18 protein-coding genes are annotated in these 17,160 nt (G+C 71.7%); 9 read left to right on the forward strand and 9 right to left on the reverse strand.

From position 1 onward, the window contains the following. Positions 1 to 132: 132 nt before the first annotated feature. The gene (locus ICC28_RS29645) at positions 133 to 1,020 is read right to left on the reverse strand and encodes an NADP-dependent oxidoreductase (protein WP_188291816.1); all 888 of its coding nucleotides are present in this window, start codon (positions 1,018 to 1,020) and stop codon (positions 133 to 135) included. Between the two features lie 133 nt (positions 1,021 to 1,153). On the opposite strand from ICC28_RS29645, the gene ICC28_RS29650 reads away from it, so the two are divergent. Continuing rightward, positions 1,154 to 1,552 carry a winged helix-turn-helix transcriptional regulator gene (locus ICC28_RS29650; RefSeq protein WP_188291817.1) on the forward strand — a complete coding sequence of 133 codons (399 nt, stop codon included), beginning with the start codon at positions 1,154 to 1,156 and terminating at the stop codon, positions 1,550 to 1,552. A gap of 113 nt (positions 1,553 to 1,665) precedes the next feature. Here the strand turns inward: ICC28_RS29650 and ICC28_RS29655 are convergent, their stop codons facing one another. After that, positions 1,666 to 2,127, reverse strand: coding sequence for a hypothetical protein (locus ICC28_RS29655; protein ID WP_188291818.1), 462 nt, complete (start codon positions 2,125 to 2,127; stop codon positions 1,666 to 1,668). Positions 2,128 to 2,233: 106 nt separating this feature from the next. Between ICC28_RS29655 and ICC28_RS29660 the strand changes: the two genes are divergently transcribed. The 3 genes from ICC28_RS29660 to ICC28_RS29670 all read left to right on the forward strand — a co-directional run bounded on the left by ICC28_RS29660 (position 2,234) and on the right by ICC28_RS29670 (position 3,605). Next, a complete protein-coding gene (locus tag ICC28_RS29660; protein ID WP_188291819.1) occupies positions 2,234 to 2,569 on the forward strand; it encodes a YnfA family protein in 336 nt (111 codons plus the stop codon). Positions 2,570 to 2,676: 107 nt separating this feature from the next. Next, complete coding sequence (locus tag ICC28_RS29665) at positions 2,677 to 3,453, forward strand: SDR family NAD(P)-dependent oxidoreductase (protein ID WP_188291820.1); 777 nt, start codon at positions 2,677 to 2,679, stop codon at positions 3,451 to 3,453. After that, positions 3,453 to 3,605 (forward strand): hypothetical protein, encoded by a 153-nt coding sequence (locus tag ICC28_RS29670; protein ID WP_188291821.1) that lies wholly within the window; start codon positions 3,453 to 3,455, stop codon positions 3,603 to 3,605. Before ICC28_RS29665 ends, ICC28_RS29670 begins: the two co-directional genes overlap by 1 nt. 79 nt (positions 3,606 to 3,684) lie before the next feature. Here the strand turns inward: ICC28_RS29670 and ICC28_RS29675 are convergent, their stop codons facing one another. After that, positions 3,685 to 4,878: an RtcB family protein gene (locus ICC28_RS29675; RefSeq protein ID WP_188291822.1), complete on the reverse strand. Its 1,194-nt coding sequence runs from the start codon at positions 4,876 to 4,878 to the stop codon at positions 3,685 to 3,687. Positions 4,879 to 5,057: 179 nt separating this feature from the next. Between ICC28_RS29675 and ICC28_RS29680 the strand changes: the two genes are divergently transcribed. The 3 genes from ICC28_RS29680 (at position 5,058) to ICC28_RS29690 (ending at position 7,302) form a co-directional block, all read left to right on the forward strand. Beyond that, positions 5,058 to 5,903 (forward strand): DUF3558 domain-containing protein, encoded by an 846-nt coding sequence (locus tag ICC28_RS29680; protein WP_188291823.1) that lies wholly within the window; start codon positions 5,058 to 5,060, stop codon positions 5,901 to 5,903. 109 nt (positions 5,904 to 6,012) lie between these two features. After that, entirely contained in the window at positions 6,013 to 6,837 is an 825-nt protein-coding gene (locus ICC28_RS29685; RefSeq protein WP_188291824.1) for a DUF3558 family protein, read from the forward strand. 84 nt (positions 6,838 to 6,921) lie between these two features. Next, entirely contained in the window at positions 6,922 to 7,302 is a 381-nt protein-coding gene (locus ICC28_RS29690; RefSeq protein WP_223189824.1) for a VOC family protein, read from the forward strand. A 31-nt stretch (positions 7,303 to 7,333) separates the two neighbouring features. On the opposite strand, the gene ICC28_RS29695 is transcribed toward ICC28_RS29690, so the two are convergent. Then, entirely contained in the window at positions 7,334 to 8,530 is a 1,197-nt protein-coding gene (locus tag ICC28_RS29695) for an FAD-dependent oxidoreductase (RefSeq protein WP_188291825.1), read from the reverse strand. Positions 8,531 to 9,009: 479 nt separating this feature from the next. Here ICC28_RS29695 and ICC28_RS29700 point away from each other — a divergent pair, with 479 nt between their 5' ends. Continuing rightward, positions 9,010 to 9,519, forward strand: a complete 510-nt coding sequence (locus tag ICC28_RS29700; protein WP_223189825.1) for a helix-turn-helix domain-containing protein — start codon at positions 9,010 to 9,012, stop codon at positions 9,517 to 9,519. Between the two features lie 58 nt (positions 9,520 to 9,577). Here the strand turns inward: ICC28_RS29700 and ICC28_RS29705 are convergent, their stop codons facing one another. From ICC28_RS29705 to ICC28_RS29720, 4 genes are all read right to left on the reverse strand, one after another. Next, the gene (locus ICC28_RS29705; RefSeq protein WP_188291826.1) at positions 9,578 to 10,297 is read right to left on the reverse strand and encodes a tryptophan 2,3-dioxygenase family protein; all 720 of its coding nucleotides are present in this window, start codon (positions 10,295 to 10,297) and stop codon (positions 9,578 to 9,580) included. Continuing rightward, entirely contained in the window at positions 10,294 to 11,535 is a 1,242-nt protein-coding gene (locus ICC28_RS29710) for a pyridoxal phosphate-dependent aminotransferase (RefSeq protein WP_188291827.1), read from the reverse strand. The genes ICC28_RS29705 and ICC28_RS29710 overlap by 4 nt, the downstream gene beginning before the upstream one ends. A gap of 73 nt (positions 11,536 to 11,608) precedes the next feature. Beyond that, entirely contained in the window at positions 11,609 to 12,370 is a 762-nt protein-coding gene (locus ICC28_RS29715) for an SDR family NAD(P)-dependent oxidoreductase (protein ID WP_188291828.1), read from the reverse strand. After that, complete coding sequence (locus ICC28_RS29720; RefSeq protein ID WP_223189827.1) at positions 12,360 to 13,163, reverse strand: thioesterase II family protein; 804 nt, start codon at positions 13,161 to 13,163, stop codon at positions 12,360 to 12,362. Before ICC28_RS29720 ends, ICC28_RS29715 begins: the two co-directional genes overlap by 11 nt. Before the next feature lie 207 nt (positions 13,164 to 13,370). On the opposite strand from ICC28_RS29720, the gene ICC28_RS29725 reads away from it, so the two are divergent. Further along, complete coding sequence (locus tag ICC28_RS29725) at positions 13,371 to 14,612, forward strand: cytochrome P450 (RefSeq protein WP_188291829.1); 1,242 nt, start codon at positions 13,371 to 13,373, stop codon at positions 14,610 to 14,612. Between the two features lie 421 nt (positions 14,613 to 15,033). On the opposite strand, the gene ICC28_RS29730 is transcribed toward ICC28_RS29725, so the two are convergent. Continuing rightward, positions 15,034 to 16,983 carry an amino acid adenylation domain-containing protein gene (locus ICC28_RS29730; protein ID WP_188291830.1) on the reverse strand — a complete coding sequence of 650 codons (1,950 nt, stop codon included), beginning with the start codon at positions 16,981 to 16,983 and terminating at the stop codon, positions 15,034 to 15,036. Between the last annotated feature and the right edge of the window lie 177 nt (positions 16,984 to 17,160).

The following is a 17,160-nucleotide window of genomic DNA, read 5'->3' on the forward strand; positions in this document are numbered from 1 at the left end:
CTCACCCTCCAGGTTGTTGACCGTTCAACTATACCGCTGAACGATCCACCCGGCCCCCTTATTCCACCCATCGATTCCCGGAGCCACCACCCACCGCCCCCGAAGCCCCCGAAGTCCCCGCCCCCTCACCCCCTACGGCACCAGCACCAGCCGCCCCCGAAGCCCGCCCTCCGCAAGCCGGGCATGCGCCTTGGCGGCCTCGTCCAGCGCGAACGTCTCCGCCACCCGCAGGGTCAGCACCCCCGACTCCACCAGCCGCACCAGCTCACCGAGCCACCCCCCGTCCGCACTCACCTCGACGGCGGCCACCCGCACCCCGCGCACGGCCCCCGGCACGGCCTGCGGAATGACACCGGCGTATGCGCCACCGTCCCGCACCCACGCGAGCGCCGTCTCCCCGAGCACCGCCGCGTCCAGCACCGCGTCGAACCCGCCCCGCCCCTCGGCAAGGAACTCCGCGGCCCCCAGCTCCCGTACGAGCCCCTCGTCCGCCTCCCGGGCCAGCGCCGTCACCGCGATCCCCCGCCGCGCGGCGAGCTGCACCGCAAACCCGCCGACCGCCCCCGCGGCACCCGTGACCAGCAGCGACTGCCCGGACTCCAGCCCCAGCAGATCCAGCGCCTGCACGGCGGTCAGGGCGTTCAGCGGCAGCGTCGCGGCCGTCACCGCGTCCACACCCTTCGGAGCGGCCGCCACCGCGTCCGCGTCCACGACGACATAGTCGGCGTGCGTGCCGAGCGGCACCACCGCACCGTAGGCGAGCGCGACGACCTCGCCCCCCACCGCCCACGCGCCCGCCTCGGCGCCGACCGCGTCCACCGTCCCGGCGACATCCCAGCCGAGCCCGATCCGCTCGCCCGCACCACCGAAGACGCCCTGACGCACCGCCGCGTCCACCGGGTTCAGCGTGGCCGCCGCCACCTTGATCCGCACCTGCCGCGCGGCCGGCTCGGGCACCTCGGTCTCCACGACCTCGACGACCTCGGGCCCACCGAACGCGTTCACCACAGCAGCACGCATGACAGTCAACTCCCCTTGAATCAAAGCCTGTTGGCCGAGGCCCAATCCCTCGACCCGCCAACAACCCTAGGAAGAGCTACTATCCATTGGTAAGTAGTTACCTGAGAGTGCCTACCTACCCCGAAGGTGAGCCATGCCGACCATGACCGCGGCCCAACGCCGCGACCAGGCCCGTGCCGAATACGACGCGTTCATCCGGGGCTGCCCCACCAACCAGCTCCTGGACCGCCTCAGCGACAAATGGGTCAGCCTCGTCGTCGCCGCCCTGTCCTCCGGCCCGATGCGCTACAGCGACCTCACCCGCAAGATCGCCGGCGTCAGCCCCAAGATGCTCACCCAGACCCTGCGCGCCCTGGAACGCGACGGCATCCTCAGCCGCGCGGTCACCCCGTCCGTCCCCGTCCGCGTCGACTACGAACTCACCCCCCTCGGCCACAGCCTCTCCCTCCTCCTCACCGCGGTGAAGGACTGGGCCGAAACCCACATCGAGGAGGTCCACCGGGCACGCGAACGCTACGACGCGGACAACTAGTGTCCGGCGGATCATGCCGCAGACGCGGGGCTCACCGGCATCGATGAGTCACCGCCGCTTTCCTGCGACCTGATCCGCCGGACAGGCCCCAGAACCCACCACGCACCGACGGCTCAGAAGTAGTACGCGTCCCCCGTATCCAGCACCAGCACCCGCTGCCGGTCGTTCGCCCGATTACGGTCCACCACACCACCGCTCCACACCGTGTCGATCTCCAGCAGCACCTCCGACGGCACCCCCCGCAACCGCACCCGCAACTCGACCGCCTCCCCCACCTCGTCCGCCGCCAGCCCACCCACCCGGCACAGCAGCGCACGCGCCCCCGCACGCGCACACCCCGCCGGCAGCACCTGCCGGTTCGCCAACGGCTCCGACCAGCGCAACCGCACCGAGGCGTCCGGCACCGCCGACGGCCCGTGATTGCGCGGGGTGAACCGGACATCGACCCGGCCCTCGGACATGGCAGCGGCCCCGTGATACGCCAGATCGGCCTCGGGCACCTCGACGGCCCCCGCCGCCGGAGCCACCCCGCCCACCCAAATCGCGGCCGCGACGCACCCAGCAAGAACCCGCATACCGCCACTCCTCACATTCATACGGTCATACGGATGTATCCCACGAGGAGCGCCCGACAGGCGCCGTCCATCAGGTGAAGCACAGCGCGTATGCGACGCTGCCCGCATGCTTGTCCTGCGCTCCGCCGCCCTCTTCGCCGTCGCCGCCCTCTTCGAGATCGGCGGCGCCTGGCTGATCTGGCAGGGCGTACGCGAACACCGCGGCTGGACCTGGATCGGCACCGGCGTCCTCGCCCTCGGCGCCTACGGCTTCGTCGCCACCCTCCAGCCCGACGCCCACTTCGGCCGCATCCTCGCCGCCTACGGCGGAGTCTTCGTCGCCGGCTCCCTGGCCTGGGGCATGGCAGCGGACGGCTACCGCCCCGACCGCTGGGACGTGACAGGCGCACTGATCTGCCTCGCGGGCATGGCGCTCATCATGTACGCCCCCCGAGGCGACTGAGACCCCACCCCGTTCCACCAGCCAAAATCACAAACCACCCGCGCCCCCGCCCGCCTATCCTGCTGACCAGAGCCGGTCATAAGAAATACGCACTCCCGAGGAGCCCCATGGCCACCGCAGCCCCGTCCCCCGCCTCTCGCATCGCCGTCGTCACCGGTGCGAGCAGCGGAATCGGCGCCGCCACGGCCCGGCAACTCGCCGCGGCCGGCTACCGAGTCGTCCTCACCGCCCGCCGCAAGGACCGCATCGAGGCGCTCGCGGAGGAGATCAACGCGGCAGGCCACCGGGCCACCGCCTATCAGCTCGACGTCACCGACCGCACCGCGGTCGACGAGTTCGCCACGGCCTTCAAGACGATCGGCGTCCTGGTCAACAACGCCGGAGGCGCGCTCGGCGCCGACCCCGTCGCCACCGGCGACCCGGCCGACTGGCGCGCGATGTACGAGACGAACGTCCTCGGCACCCTCAACCTCACCCAGGCCCTGCTCCCCAAGCTGGACGCCAGCGGCGACGGCACGGTGGTCGTCGTGTCCTCCACCGCGGGCCACGCCACCTACGAGGGCGGCGCGGGCTACGTCGCCGCCAAGCACGGCGCCCACGTCCTCGCCGAGACCCTCCGCCTGGAGATCGTCGGCCGCCCCGTCCGCGTCATCGAGATCGCCCCCGGCATGGTGAAGACCGACGAGTTCGCCCTCACCCGCTTCGGCGGCGACCAGGACAAGGCGGAAAAGGTCTACGCGGGCGTCGCCGACCCCCTCACCGCCGACGACGTCGCCGACACCATCACCTGGGCCGTCACCCGCCCCAGCCACGTCAACATCGACCTCCTTGTCGTCCGCCCCCGTGCCCAGGCCTCCAACACAAAGGTGCACAGGGACCTGTGATGCCCCCCGAGAACCCCAAGGACAAGGGCGACAACACCCCCCACGAACACCACGACGAACGCCACATGTGGTGGTGGCTCGCCTACTTCCTCTTCGGCATCCACATCGTCGCGTTCGTCATGATCTACGCGGTGACGCACGCACCGAAGTAACCCACAGCTCGGCCTGCCCTACGGCCGCAGGTCTCGAGCTGCCGCAAGCGCCCTCGGCCACTGGTCGAGGGCGCCCGTGTCAGCCCTTCACGCAGATGACCTGCTTCAGCTTCGCCACGACCTCCACGAGGTCCCGCTGCTGGTCGATGACCTGCTCGATCGGCTTGTACGCGCCCGGGATCTCGTCCACGACACCGGAGTCCTTGCGGCACTCCACGCCCCGCGTCTGCTCCTCCAGGTCCTTCGTGGAGAAGCGCCGCTTCGCCGCGTTACGGCTCATGCGACGACCGGCGCCGTGCGAGGCCGAGTTGAAGGACTTCTCGTTGCCGAGGCCCTTCACGATGTAGGACCCCGTGCCCATCGAGCCGGGGATGATCCCGTACTCCCCGGAGCCGGCCCGGATCGCGCCCTTACGGGTAACCAGCAGGTCCATGCCGTCGTAGCGCTCGCGGCTCACGTAGTTGTGGTGGCAGCTCACCTCGGGCTCGAAGGTCACTTTGGCCTTCTTGAACTCCTTGCGGACCACGTCCTTGAGGAGCGCCATCATGAGCGTGCGGTTGTACTTCGCGTACTCCTGCGCCCAGTACAGGTCGTGCTCGTACGCCCGCATCTGCGGGGTGTCCGCGACGAAAACGGCGAGGTCACGATCGACCAGACCCTGATTGTGCGGGAGCTTCTGAGCCACGCCGATGTGGAACTCCGCCAGTTCCTTGCCGATATTCCGTGAACCGGAATGGAGCATAAGCCATACCGAACCGGATACATCTACACAGACCTCGCAAAAGTGATTCCCTTGGCCAAGGGTTCCCATTTGCGTAGCCGCCCGCCCCCTGCGGAACCGTACCGCTTCGGCGACTTGGTCGAACCGCCCCCAGAAGTCGTCCCAGCCCGCGGTCACCAGACCATGAAAGTCCCCCGGCTCGATGGGGTCCTGGTGCATCCCCCGCCCCACCGGAATCGCCTGCTCGATCTTCGACCGCAGTCGGGACAGATCCCCCGGAAGGTCGTTCGCCGTCAGGGACGTCTTGACGGCCGACATCCCGCACCCGATGTCCACACCCACCGCCGCGGGACACACGGCCCCCTGCATGGCGATGACGGAGCCGACCGTCGCGCCCTTGCCGTAGTGCACGTCCGGCATGACGGCCAGGCCCTTGATCCACGGCAGGGTGGCGACGTTGCGCAGTTGCTGGAGAGCCACGTCCTCGACCGTCGCGGGGTCGGTCCACATGCGGATCGGGACCTTCGCGCCCGGCATCTCCACGTACGACATAACGTCCTCATTCCCCCGAAAGCCAACAGAAGTACTAGAAGTCTCAAATCGCAAAACCGGCGCCAAGGTCAACGAAAGGGACGACGGACCGGCGTTCACGGCAGTGCGTGCGATACACATTGTCTGCCGGGGGCACCCCGGCCCGGCAAGCGATTAACGAGCACCGAGAGGAGCCGACCGTGCAGCGGAAGGCGTATGTATCCGGCGTGGCCGCCCTCCTCGCGGCGCTGCTGGCCGGCTGCACCGGCAGTTCCGCGGACGGCGGCTCGACGGACGACTCCAACCCGGGCGACTCGGGTACGACGCAGGCGACGGCCGAGCCGGGCCGGTACCGCACGCTCCCGGAGGCGTGCGGCGCGGTGAGCCAGGACACGCTCGATCTGCTTCTCCCCGGCATCCGGGAGATGGCGGACGAGGCCCAGCAGGAGAAGGCGTACGAGGGTTCGGCGACGCTGACCTACGACACCGACCGCAAGGTGGGCTGCCGTTGGAAGGTGGAGTCGTCGGACGCCACGGACCACCTCTTCGTGAACTTCGACCGGGTGGTGTCCTACGACAACGCCGTGAGCGACGACAGCGAGGCGGAGCAGGTCTTCGCGACGAAGCAGGCGGCCGCGAACCTCCCCGCACCGGCGACCAGCGGCCCCGACACCGAGGAGAGCCCCAGCCCCTCGGCCACGCCGAGCGATTCCGCGTCGGCGTCGGTGTCGGCCTCGGCCTCGACGTCCCCTTCCGGCTCGTCGTCCGAGTCCGGATCCGCCTCCCCCTCCGGCCCTCCCGCCGACCTCCAGCCGCGCACGCTCGACGACCTGGGTGACGAGGCGTTCCTCAACGACGTCCTGGGCAGCGCCGGTTCCACGGCCCGGCAGCGCACGGTGACTGTGGCCTTCCGCACGTCCAATGTCATCGTGACCATTCAGTACGAGGAGCAGCCGACGACGATCGGCGTCGTCCCGGACAGCAAGGAAATGCAGGACAGGGCGCGGAAACTGGCTGCCGAGCTGGCGGGTTCGCTGGGCGGCTGAGGCCTTCCGGTGGCCGTTCGTGAAGACGGCGAATCAGAAACGTGCGGCGTGCTCACCGCGTACCGTGGCCCCTCGGACCCGATCCGACCGCAGGAGCACGAGCAGCGTGATGAGTGAAGGAACCATGCGATCAGCACAGCGAGACCTCTGTGACCAGCGAGTGAGGCGGTTCGGCCGCGTTCTTCTCGGTGCGGCCGCCGTCCCCGTGGTGCTGCTCGCGGCGGGCTGCTCGTCGGACTCCGGCTCGGACGAGGCGAGCAAGAACTCGACGGCCGAGACGTCGGCGTCGGCGAGCCCGTCGCCGACGGTGCAGGCGGCCGCGTACGGCACGCTGCCGGAGGCGTGTTCGGTGCTGACGAAGGACACTCTGGGTGATCTCGTTCCGGAAGGCGCCAAGTCCGGCAAGGAGGGCAAGTCCGACGATACGGCGTCGCGGGCGAGTTGCTCCTGGAGCAGCCTGGACAACAACGGTGTGAAGGGCTCGCAGTTCCGCTGGCTGAATGTCTCCATGCTGCGCTTCGACTCCGACCTGGCGCGCGGTGAGGGCGACAAGCTGGCGCGGCAGTACTACGAGAAGCAGCTCAACGACGTCCAGTCGGTGGAGGGCGCGAAGAACGTGAAGTCGGAGCCGGTCGCCGGGACGGGCGACGAGGCGACGGCCGTGCGTTACGACCTGAAGAAGAAGGAGGGCGCCTTCAAGCAGCAGACGGTCGTGACCCGGGTCGAGAACGTCGTCATCACCCTCGACTACAACGGCGCCGGCCTGGCCGGTGAGAAGACGCCAAACGCGGACACCCTCACCAAGCTGGCGAAGAAGGCGGCGAAGGAGGCGGTGGCCGCGGTGGCGAAGGCCAACGACAAGGCCGGTGACAAGGCCGACGGCGGCAGCTCGGCGAGCGCGGCCCCGTCGAAGTCGGCGGTCGGCAAGAGCTGACGCGGGGCCGGGGCCGCGTACCCGCGTGGCTCGAACTGATCGGAACGCTCCGGCGGGCCGCCGCGGCGAATATAGGGTCGCCACATGAGTCTGACGCCACGGTTGATCGTCCCGGATCCGGACACGGCAGCGGCCTACTACCAGAAGGCCATGGGCGCCAAGGAGGTCTTCCGCGCCCAGGACGACAGCGGTCGCGTGATGGTCGTCGTCCTGGACATCGGCGGCTCTTCGCTCTCCCTGTCCCCGGCCGTGCGGGAGTGGGGCTGGCTCTCGCCCGATGACGTCGGCGGCTCCCCGGTCCTGATGGAGGCGGAGTTCACCGACCAGGACGCCGTTGCCGAGCGGATGGTCGCCGGCGGCGGCACCGTGGTCGTACCGGTGGAGAACCGCCCGTACGGCAAACGGGAAGGGCGCCTGCGCGACCCGTTCGGTCACCTGTGGATCGTCACCGGCGCGCTGCGCTGAGGCACCGCCCGGCGGGCCGTCCGTGCCTTGCTCAGTCGGCCCGCACGGGCCACGGCGAGGGCCGGTAGGAATAGGCCTCGGTGCCCTTGCGCACCCCGTGCTTGATGGCCGTCGGCAGCATCAGGTCGCGTATCACCCGGGTGATCCACCGGTCGGGGGTCATCACGGCCCCCGTCTGCCGGGCCTGCTTGGCCATCGCGGCGACGCGGGCCCGCCGGGACTCCTCGAACGCGGTGAACGCCTGTGGCGCGGCGGGGTGCCGGTGCAGTGCCAGGGCGAGTTCGTAGGCGTCCTCCATGCCTAGTGCGGCGCCCGCCCCCAGGTGCGGGGCCACCGCGTGCGCGGCGTCCCCCAGCACCGCGGCGCTCCCCCGGTGCCAGGTGTCCAGGGGCGGTACCTCGTGGACCGGCCATCGGCCGACCGGTCCGGTGGAGGCGTTCAGGATGCGCCGGACCACGGCGGGGTCGGGGCGGTGCCGGCGTGCCAGTGCGGCCAGCCACCACGCGTCGTCGGTCTCGGCGAGTTCGGCGAAGCTGCGTTCGTGGGTCTCCTGGTGGTTCTCGAACCACCACACGACACCGGGTGAGACCACCTGGTACCCGAAGAAGCCGCGCAGACCGAAGACCATGTGGAACCGGCCGTCCACGGGGAGTTCCGCGGCGCCGGTCTCCGACCTGCCGCCGGAGCCGACCACCTGGGTGTAGGTGGGGCGTGGCGCGTGGGGAAGCAGCAGGTGGCGCGTGGTGGAGTTCACGCCGTCGCAGCCGAGGACGATGTCGGCCTCGGCCCGCGTGCCGTCCTCGAAGCCGAGGCGCCAGCCGTGCTCGCCGCTCTTGTCCAAGGTGACGAGGCGCTTGGCGGTGTGGAGTTTCACCCCGCCGTCGGTCGCCGCCTCGCGCAGGGCGGCGCTGAGCTCGCCGCGCATGATGTTGGTGGTGCGCTCCGGGTTCCGCGCGAGTTGCCGGCCCTTGTGGTTGGCGAAGGTGATGGAGTGCGCCACGGTGCCCCGTTCGAGGATCCGGTCGGCCAGACCCAGGCGTTCCAGTACGGCCCGCCCGTTCGGGGCGAGGTTGAGGAACGAGCCGACGTCCTGCGCCCGGCGCAGGTAGGCCTCGTACAGGTCCACCTCGAAGCCCAGCCTTGCCAGGCAGAGGGACAGCAGGGGTCCGGTGATGCCGGCGCCGACGACGGCGACGCGGCGGTTCGGTGTGCTGTTCTCGTTGGTCATTGCGTGCTCCTGATCGTGACCGCGGTCTAGAGGTCGGGGCGGTCGTTCCCCCGACGGGATCCTGGCGGTCACCGGATGGGCGCACTCCACCATGTCGTGGTTCTTTCGCCGCTTCCGCAGCCCCCGTCGCGCCCCCGCCGCGCCGCCACCTCCACCACGTCCGCCACGCTCGTCGCAACCGTCACGGGGGACGCTCGGCGCGCCTCGAAGCGGAATCGAGCCCCCGGCAAAGCGGAATCCAGCCGGAATTGACCTGGAATCGAGACCCGGCAGGATCGGGATCACGGGGGCCGGTGACGAAGTCACGCGGGAACCGGCGTCGCAGGCAGACAGCAGAACCAGTCGTGCACGTCCGGACCAGCTCCGGCGGCACCGTCGGCCGACACTCCGACGGTGCCGGAGGGACGCGCGCATGCCCAAGGGCGCCGATGGTCCTCGACCACCAGCTGTCACTTGTCACGGGAAACGGGGTCACGACCATGGCCACGCTCGTTCACACACAAGAAGTCACGTTCCTACGCTGGCCGGTGCAGAGCCGGGAACGGGACCAGCTGCGCAAGGCGGGACTGCCGTGCCTGCTGGTTCTGGAGGGCCAGGCGGCACCGCCGAACGACATCTCCCCCACCGAGGACTGGGTGCGCCCGCCAGTGGCCCGCCTCGACCTGGCGGCGCGCGTGCACACCCTGCAGCAGCGCACCGGAACCGACTTCATTCCCGCGCTGGATCCGACGGGGGTTCTCTACTACGGCGGTCAGTCGGTGCCCATGTCCGAGGCGCAGAGCGAGATGATGCGCTGTTTCCTGGCCGACTTCGGCCACCTCGTCCGCCGGGACACGCTGAAGGAGGCCCTGGGCCGCATCAACAACGAGGCGGTCACCAGCAACGCGGTGGACCTGCACATCATGCGGCTGCGCCAGCGGCTGGACGGTGTCCGGCTGAGCCTGCGCACCGTGTGGGGCCGGGGCTACATCCTGGAGGCCGCCCCCTGATCCGGCCGGCCCCGGAACGCGCCCGCGGGCGCGTTCCGGGGCGGTGCGCCCGCCGCGGTCAGCCTGCCTGCCGCCGACGGCGTTCGTGCGCCTTGCCGCGCAGTTCGTGGAGTTCGGTGAACGGCATCGTGGCGCGGCCCATGAGGTGCGCGACCCCCGAGGTGCCGGCGGTGCCCGACTGCTCCCCGATCATCTTCATCACCAGGCCCACGTGTCCGATCTTCCACTGGAAGTAGCCGTTGCCGACCCTGAGCATCGCCTCGATGACCCGGTGGAACGAACCCGCCCCGACACCCGCCGCGACGATCTCCTCCAGGTCGGCGCCGATCCGCTCCAGCCCGGAGCGGAAGGCGAGGAACAGTGATCCGGAACGGCTGGCGCTGCCGAGGACCCGCTCCAGTTCGTGGGACTGGCTGGACTGGGCGCCGCTGGCCGTGCCGAGGTACTGGCGGAACTGGACGAAGTCCTCCAGCGGCAGCCGTTCGAGCGCCATGAGCTGCTCGTGCAGCAGGCGCAGCAGTTCACTGCACCGATAGAGCAGGTCCACGGACCGCTCCAGGCCCGCGGTGGTCATCGTCAGGAAGTCGTCCTCGACGGCGGCGAGGTCGCCCAGGATCTGCTTCAGCCACAGTTCGCAGGTCTGGTGGCTGACGATGAAGAACTGTTCGGAGAGCACCGTGGCGGGGTCTTCGTCGCCCTTGGAGGCGCGCGGCTGCTGAAGGGTGAGCAGTTCGTCGAGTTTCAGGTAGGAGGCGTAGGTCACCTCGGTGGGTATCAACGCTGCCTCTTCTCACGGACCAGCGCGACCAGCCGTTCCACCCCGGTGACGAGTTGTTCGCGGTCCACGCAGAACGCGATCCGGACCAGACCGGACGCGACCCCGCCGGGCTCCAGCGGTTGCAGTGTGCCGTCGGGGGCGAAGGCGGGCCGTGCGGAGAAGCCGCTGCCGGGAACGACCACGACGTCGTGCCGGCGCATGAGTTCGGCGCTGAACTCCTCGCCGGTCAGGCCGGTGCAGGAGATGTCGGCCATGGCGTACCAGCCGCCGCCGGGCAGTGCGGGCAGCAGCCCTTCGTCGACCAGCGGGGAGAGCGCGGCATCCCGGTTTCCCCGGACGAAGTCGTGGTTGGCGGCGAGGGCTCCCGACGCGTCCAGGGCGGCCAGTCCGGCGTACTGGACGGGCGCGTTGGGCGCGATGATGCAGGACTCCTGGACCGTGCGCATGGCGGCGGCCGTCCGCGGCCGCGACACCGCGACGTAGCCGAGCCGGTAGCCGGTCATCGCCGGTCCCTTGGAGAAGGTGAAGACGCTGTTGACGAGGCGCTGTGCCGCGGGGCGGTCGCGTTCCAGGGCGCCGATGGACAGGTGGGGGCCCTGGAACGCGAAGTCCTCGTAGGCCTCGTCGCTGATGATCTGCCAGCCCCGCTCGTCGGCGATCTCGTACAGGGCCTGTTGCAGCGGGAGGCCGGCGACCGCGCCGGTGGGGTTGGAGGGGGTGTTGAGCAGCAGGACCCGTGTCGCGGGGGTGGCGACCTGCCGGATCGACTCGGGGTCGGGCGCGAAGCGGTCGTCGAGCCGGTAGAACACCGGGCGGAATCCGGCGAGCAGGGCCTGTTGCAGGTGCACGGGCCAGTGGATCTCCGGCATCAGGATCTCCGCTCCCGGGCCGGCGAGCGCGCGCATCAGGGCGCTGAGCCCCTGGCACGATCCCGGGGTGACGAAGAGCCGGGCGGGCTCGGTGTCGATGCGGTTGACGGTGTCGAGCTTGTCCGCGAGGCGCTCGCGGAGTTCCGGGAGGCCCTGTACGTCGATGTAGCGGGCCCGGCCCTCCAGGACGGCGGCGGCGAACTCCTTGGCGACGGAGTCCGGCGGGCCGAAGGCGGGTTCACCCACGTGCAGTTTGATCTGGCCGGGGTGTTCCCGCTCCCGCTCGTTGGCGATCCGGAAGGACTCGTACAGCCAGGAGGAGGGGATCGCCGAGGCCGGGGCGAACCAGGGTGGGGCTGTCTGCGTCATCTGATTCTTGCCTTTCCGCTGGTGGCAGGGCCGGCCGGAACGGGCCGGCCGGGTGGTGCTCCTGGGGTGTGGGTCAGGCCGTACGTCCGCCGTCCACGGACACCAGGGATCCGGTGACCCAGGACGAGGTCTCGGGGTCGACGAGGTGACACACCCAGGCCGCCACCTCCGGGGCGAGGCCGAACCGCCCCAGGGGGGTGCCGGCCACGATTCCCGCGCGCAGGGCGTCCGCGCCCTCGCCCGCCGCCAGGTCCCACAGGCCTGTGTCGACAGGGCCGGGCAGTACGGCGTTCACCCGGACCTCGGGCGCGAGTTCCACGGCGAGCGACCTGGTCAGGGAGTTCAGGGCGGCCTTGCTCGCCCCGTAGAACGACCGGTTGGGCATCGCCAGGACGCCGCCGACGGAGGACACGTTGACCACGCAGCCCCGGCTGGCGCGCAGCAGGGGCAGCAGCGCCCGGGTCAGCAGGGCGGGCGCCACCAGGTTGGTGTCGAGCATCTCCCGCAGGTCCGTCTCGGCGGCGTCCTCCAGGCGGTCGAAGACCGCGTGCCCGGCGTTGTTGACCAGGGCGTCGACGCCGCCGAGCACCTCCCCGGCACGCTCCGCGATCCGCGTGGCGGCGCCGGGGGCGGTGACGTCCGCGGTGTACGGCACCGCGGTGCCCGCTCCTTCGGCCCGCGCCTTCGCCGTCACCTCCGCCAGCCGGTCGGCTCGCCGGCCGACCACCAGGACGTCGGCGCCGAGTCCGGCCGCGCGGGCGACCACGGCGGCCCCGATGCCCGATCCGCCGCCGGTGACGACCAGCCGCAGGCCTGCCCAAGGACTACTGCTCATGCGCCGAAGCGCCTCCTTTCGTACGGGTGAAAACCCGCCGCGCCAGGTCCGCCAGCAGCGGCGCGGGGTCGTCGAAGACGTGGAAGTGGGCTCCGGGTCTGATGTCGGTGCTCGCGTTCCCGGTGGTGAGACGGCCCCAGTGGCGGCCGGCCAGGACCGGTACGAGGGGGTCTTTGCGGGCCATGCAGGCGTGCACGTCGCAGTGGAGCGTCACTGAGTCGGGGCAGCCGAGGTAGCGCTCGTGCGCGGCGATGTCGGCGCGCATCGCGGGCAGCAGCAGGTCACGCAGCTCTATGTGCGCGGCGATGACGGGGTCGAGGCCGCCGAGAGCGACCAGGCGTTCCCACAACTCCTCGTCGGACAGCAGGTGTTCGTCCCGAGGGGGCCGGGCGGGGTCCCCCGGCGCCCAGGCGCTGGACGCGACGAGCAGGACGACGTCGAGGCCCGCCTTGGGGCATCTGCGGGCCACCTCGCAGGCGACGGCCGAGCCGAAGCTGTGGCCGAAGAGCACCAGGTCCGCCGGTGGCAGCCGGGTCAGGTCGGCGACGATCTCCTCGGCGATGGCGCCGACCTCCTCCAGCGGCGGCTCCGCCAGCCGGTCGCCGTGCCCGGGGTACTGCGCGGCGCACAGGTCCACCGCGGTCCGGGGGAACGCGGCGGGCAGCGCGTCGCGCCAGCCGATGAAGCTCTCCGCGCGGCCGCCGGAGTGCGGCAGCGCGAGCAGCCGGAGCGCGGGGTGTCCGGTGTCCGGCCTGCCCGACACCGTGCGTACGGATCCGCGCTGTTCGCCCATGGCCGGTCTCCCCTCCGCCGCCTCGGATGTGAGAATCGCACGCACGCCCGGGGCCGCCGCCGAAACCTTCAGCATTCATTCAGCGCCGCCTCGGAGGCGGGCGCGGAGGGTGAGGATCGGGGCCGGAAACGAGCACCTCCGTACCGGCCCGGGTGTCCGGGCCGAGCCCCCGTAAGGCCCGGTGTCCGGGCCGAAAGGAGTCTCCCGGTGGCCTCCTCCCGCAACGCCGCCGTCTTCGGCGGCCCGTACGACGACGCCTCCGGTGCGGCTCTCGACCTCGCCGACCCGGCCGCGTTCGTCGAGCACGACCCGTACACGTACTGGGACCGGATGCGGCGCAGTGATCCGGTGCGCTGGCATCCCCCCGTGGACGGCCGTCCCGGCTTCTGGGCCGTGGCCCGGCACCGGGACGTCGAGGCCTGCTACAAGGACGCGGCCCGGCTGAGCTCGGCGCGCGGAACGGTGCTGGACGTCCTGCTGGGCGGCGGCGACTCGGCCGGCGGGCGGATGCTGGCGGTGATGGACCGGCCCCGCCACCGCGAGCTGCGCCAGGTGATGCTGCGGGCCTTCTCGCCACGGGTGCTGCGGCACGTGGAGGAGTCGGTACGGCAGCGGGCCGACGCCCTGGTGGCCGCCGTGGTCGGTGCGGGTGAGGCCGACGCCGCGCGGGACATCGCCGAGCACCTGCCGCTGAACACGGTGTGCGATCTGCTGGAACTGCCCGTCTCCGACCGGCCGTTGCTGCTGGGCTGGAACAAGCGCGCGCTGTCGTCGGAGAGCGCCGAGGACGATCCCTTCGACGCGCTGGAGGCCCGCAACGAGATCCTGTCGTACTTCGTGGACGTGGTCCGCGAGCGCCGGCGCCGGCCCGGCGAGGACGTGATCAGCATGATCGCGGGCGCCCGGGTGGAGGGCGAGCCGATGACGGAGGACGATCTCGCCCTGAACTGCTACAGCCTGATCCTGGGGGGCGACGAGTCCACCCGGGTGACCACGACCGGGGCCCTGCACGCGCTGGGCACCCACGAGGAGCAGTGGCGGCGGCTGCGCGGCGGCGAGGCGGCGGTGCGCACGGCGGTGGAGGAGGTGCTGCGCTGGGTGACCCCGGCCATGCACTTCGCCCGTACGGCCGCCGTCGACCTGCGGATCGGGGGTGCCGAGGTGTCGGCGGGCGACATCGTCACGCTGTGGAACATCTCGGCCAACAACGACCCCGAGGTCTTCGCGCGGCCCCGCAGCTTCGACGTCGGCCGACAGCGCAATCCGCACCTCGCGCTCGGGCACGGCCCGCACTTCTGCCTGGGGGCCTTCCTCGGCCGGCTGGAGCTGTCCGCCGTGCTGGACTCACTGGTCCGCCGGGTGGACCGGATCGAGATCCTGGCGGAACCGCCGCGCGTGTACTCCAACTTCCTGTTCGGACACAGCGCTCTGCGCCTGCGGCTGGACTGAGCCGCGTCCCCCTCCCCGGGGCCCGGCGAGGGGGCCTCGGATGCCCGGCCCGCGTCTCGCGTGTCGTCCACCGGCGAGACCGCCCCGGCCGGCCCCACGGCCCCCCGCCGACCGGGGCCGTGGGTGTGACCCGGCCCGGACCGGTCCCTGCGAAGAAGGTGTGGCGTGGCACGAGCCTGGCCGTGGGCGTGCCCGGCACCGAACCCTGGGCCGCCCTCGGCCCGGACCGAAGCCCGAGCCGCTACGGACCGTAACTCGCCCGCGGAAGGGGACTGTGGTCCCGACACGGGCCGAACCCGCCACACACCGAGCGAACCCCGCCGGTCCGGAGCACATCCGCTGGTGCAGAGCAACGCCCGCCGGTAGGCGGCGACACCCGCCGGCACGCAGCAACACCTGCCGGTCCGAGCCCGGCCCCCGTTCAGTCCGCGGTCAGCGAGTCGGCCAGCTCCGCCATGGTGGACCGCTCGAAGACGGCCCGTACCGGCAGCTTCATCCCCCATTCGTCCCGTACGGCCTTGGCGAGCCGCACCGCAAGGACCGAATGGCCGCCCCGGTCGAAGAAGTTGTCGTCCGGGGCGATCGCGGGCACCTCCAGCACCCTGGCGGCCAGGGCGCACAGCGCGGCCACCGGGTCGGACGGGCCGGTGTCGGTGGCCGGCCCGCCGGACGGCGTCGGGGCGGGGGCCGCGGCCCGTTCCCCCAGGGCGCGCCGGTCGATCTTGCCGTTGCTGGTCATCGGCAGGGAGGCCACCACCTCGACGCGGGAGGGCACCATGTGCGCGGGCAGCCGAGCGGCGAGCCGCCCGCGCAGGTCCCGTGCGAGACCGTCGGCCGGGTCCGTGCCGGGCACCACAAAGGCGACCAGGCGCGCCGAGTCCACCTCGCCGGTCACCACCACCGCCCCGAGCCGGACTCCGTCGCACGCCTCCAACGCCGCCTCCACCTCACCGAGTTCGACCCGGAAGCCACGGAGTTTGACCTGGCGGTCGGCGCGGCCCGTGAAGTAGAGGGTGCCGTCCTTGTCGCGGTGGCCGAGGTCGCCGGAGCGGTACATCCGGCCGCCGGGTCCGCCGTAGGGGTCCGCGACGAAGCGTTCCGCGGTCAGGGCGGGCCGGTTGAGGTAGCCGAGGGCCTCGCCCTCGCCGACCAGGTACAGCTCGCCCTCCTCGCCGGGTGGGCAGGGCCGGAGGTCGGCGTCGAGCACCCGGACCTCGTTGCCGGGCCACGGCTCCCCGATGCTGACCGGCTCGCCGGGCCGGACCGGGCCCGCCATGGTGACTCCGACGGTCATCTCGGTGGGCCCGTACCCGTTGAACATGCGCCGGCCGGGCGCCCACCTGGCCACCAGGGCGGGGGTGCAGGAGTCGCCGGTGGAGAGCACCACCCCGCCGGGCAGGACGCCGTCCGGTTCGGTGGCGGTGAGGGCGACCGGGGGCAGCACCGCGTGGCTGACGCGTCGGTCGATCAGGGTGCGGCGCAGTTCCTCGCCGGGCAGTACCGCGCGGTCGTCGGTGAGCACCAGGGTGGCCCCTGACAGCAGGGCCAGCGTCAGGTCCCAGAAGCCGGCGTCGAAGTTGAACGAGGCCCACTGCAGCACCCGGTCGCCGGGGCCCGGGTCGATCCAGCGCCGCTGCGCCTCGGCGAGCGCCGCCATGCCGGCGTGCGGGATCACCACGCCCTTGGGCGTTCCGGTGGAGCCCGAGGTGTAGATGACGTATGCGGTGTCCTCGGCGTGCAGCGGGCTCCGTCGCTCCTCGTCGGCGACGGGGCCGGCCGGACGGCGGGCGGGGTCGGGGGCGGCGAGGTCGATGGTCTCCAGGCCGGTGACGTCCACCGGCGGGGGGCCGGTGTGCAGGAGGGTGCGCAGGCCCGAGTCGGCCGCCATGTGGCGCAGCAGCGCGGTGGGGTACCCGGGGTCGAGGGGGACGTAGCCCGCTCCGGCGGTGGTCACGGCGAGTGCCGCCACCACCTGGCCGGTGCCGCGGGGTACGCAGATCCCGGCGAGGTCGCCGGGGCCGAGCCCGGCCGCGATCAGCCGCCGGGCCAGCCGGTTGACCCGGTCCGCCAGTTCACCGTAGGTCAGGGTGGTGCTGTCGCTCTCCACCGCGGGCAGTTCCCGGAACTTGGCCACCACCCGTTCGAAGAGCACGGGGAGGGTTTCGGCGGTGGCCGGGGACGCTGTGGGCACGCGGACGTCCGGCCAGACGCGTTCGACGTGGGCGAGGGCGCGGGCGCGGGAGGTCGCGGGCAGTTCCGCCGGCCATCCGGCGGGAACCGGCAGCCGGGCGGGCCACAGCGACCGCTGGCCGCGCTCGTTGCACAGGACCAGGTAGCTCTCGTCCGGGTCTTCGAAAGGGTTGGCGGGCATCGGGCGACCTCCCGTGGGACGGTGCCGCTGGACGGGTCCGGCGCCCTGCGGGGGCGCCGCGCGCGACACAGGTGTCCTCACCCTGACCCCGGCGGGGGGCCGGACCCGCACGGCCGGAAAGGAACCTGAAGGTCCTCTCAGCTTTCTTTCAGCGGCGGCTGCGCGGGCGGCGGCCGT

Source organism: Streptomyces sp. TRM68416 (assembly GCF_014596915.1).
Classification (GTDB): Bacteria; Actinomycetota; Actinomycetes; order Streptomycetales; family Streptomycetaceae; genus Streptomyces.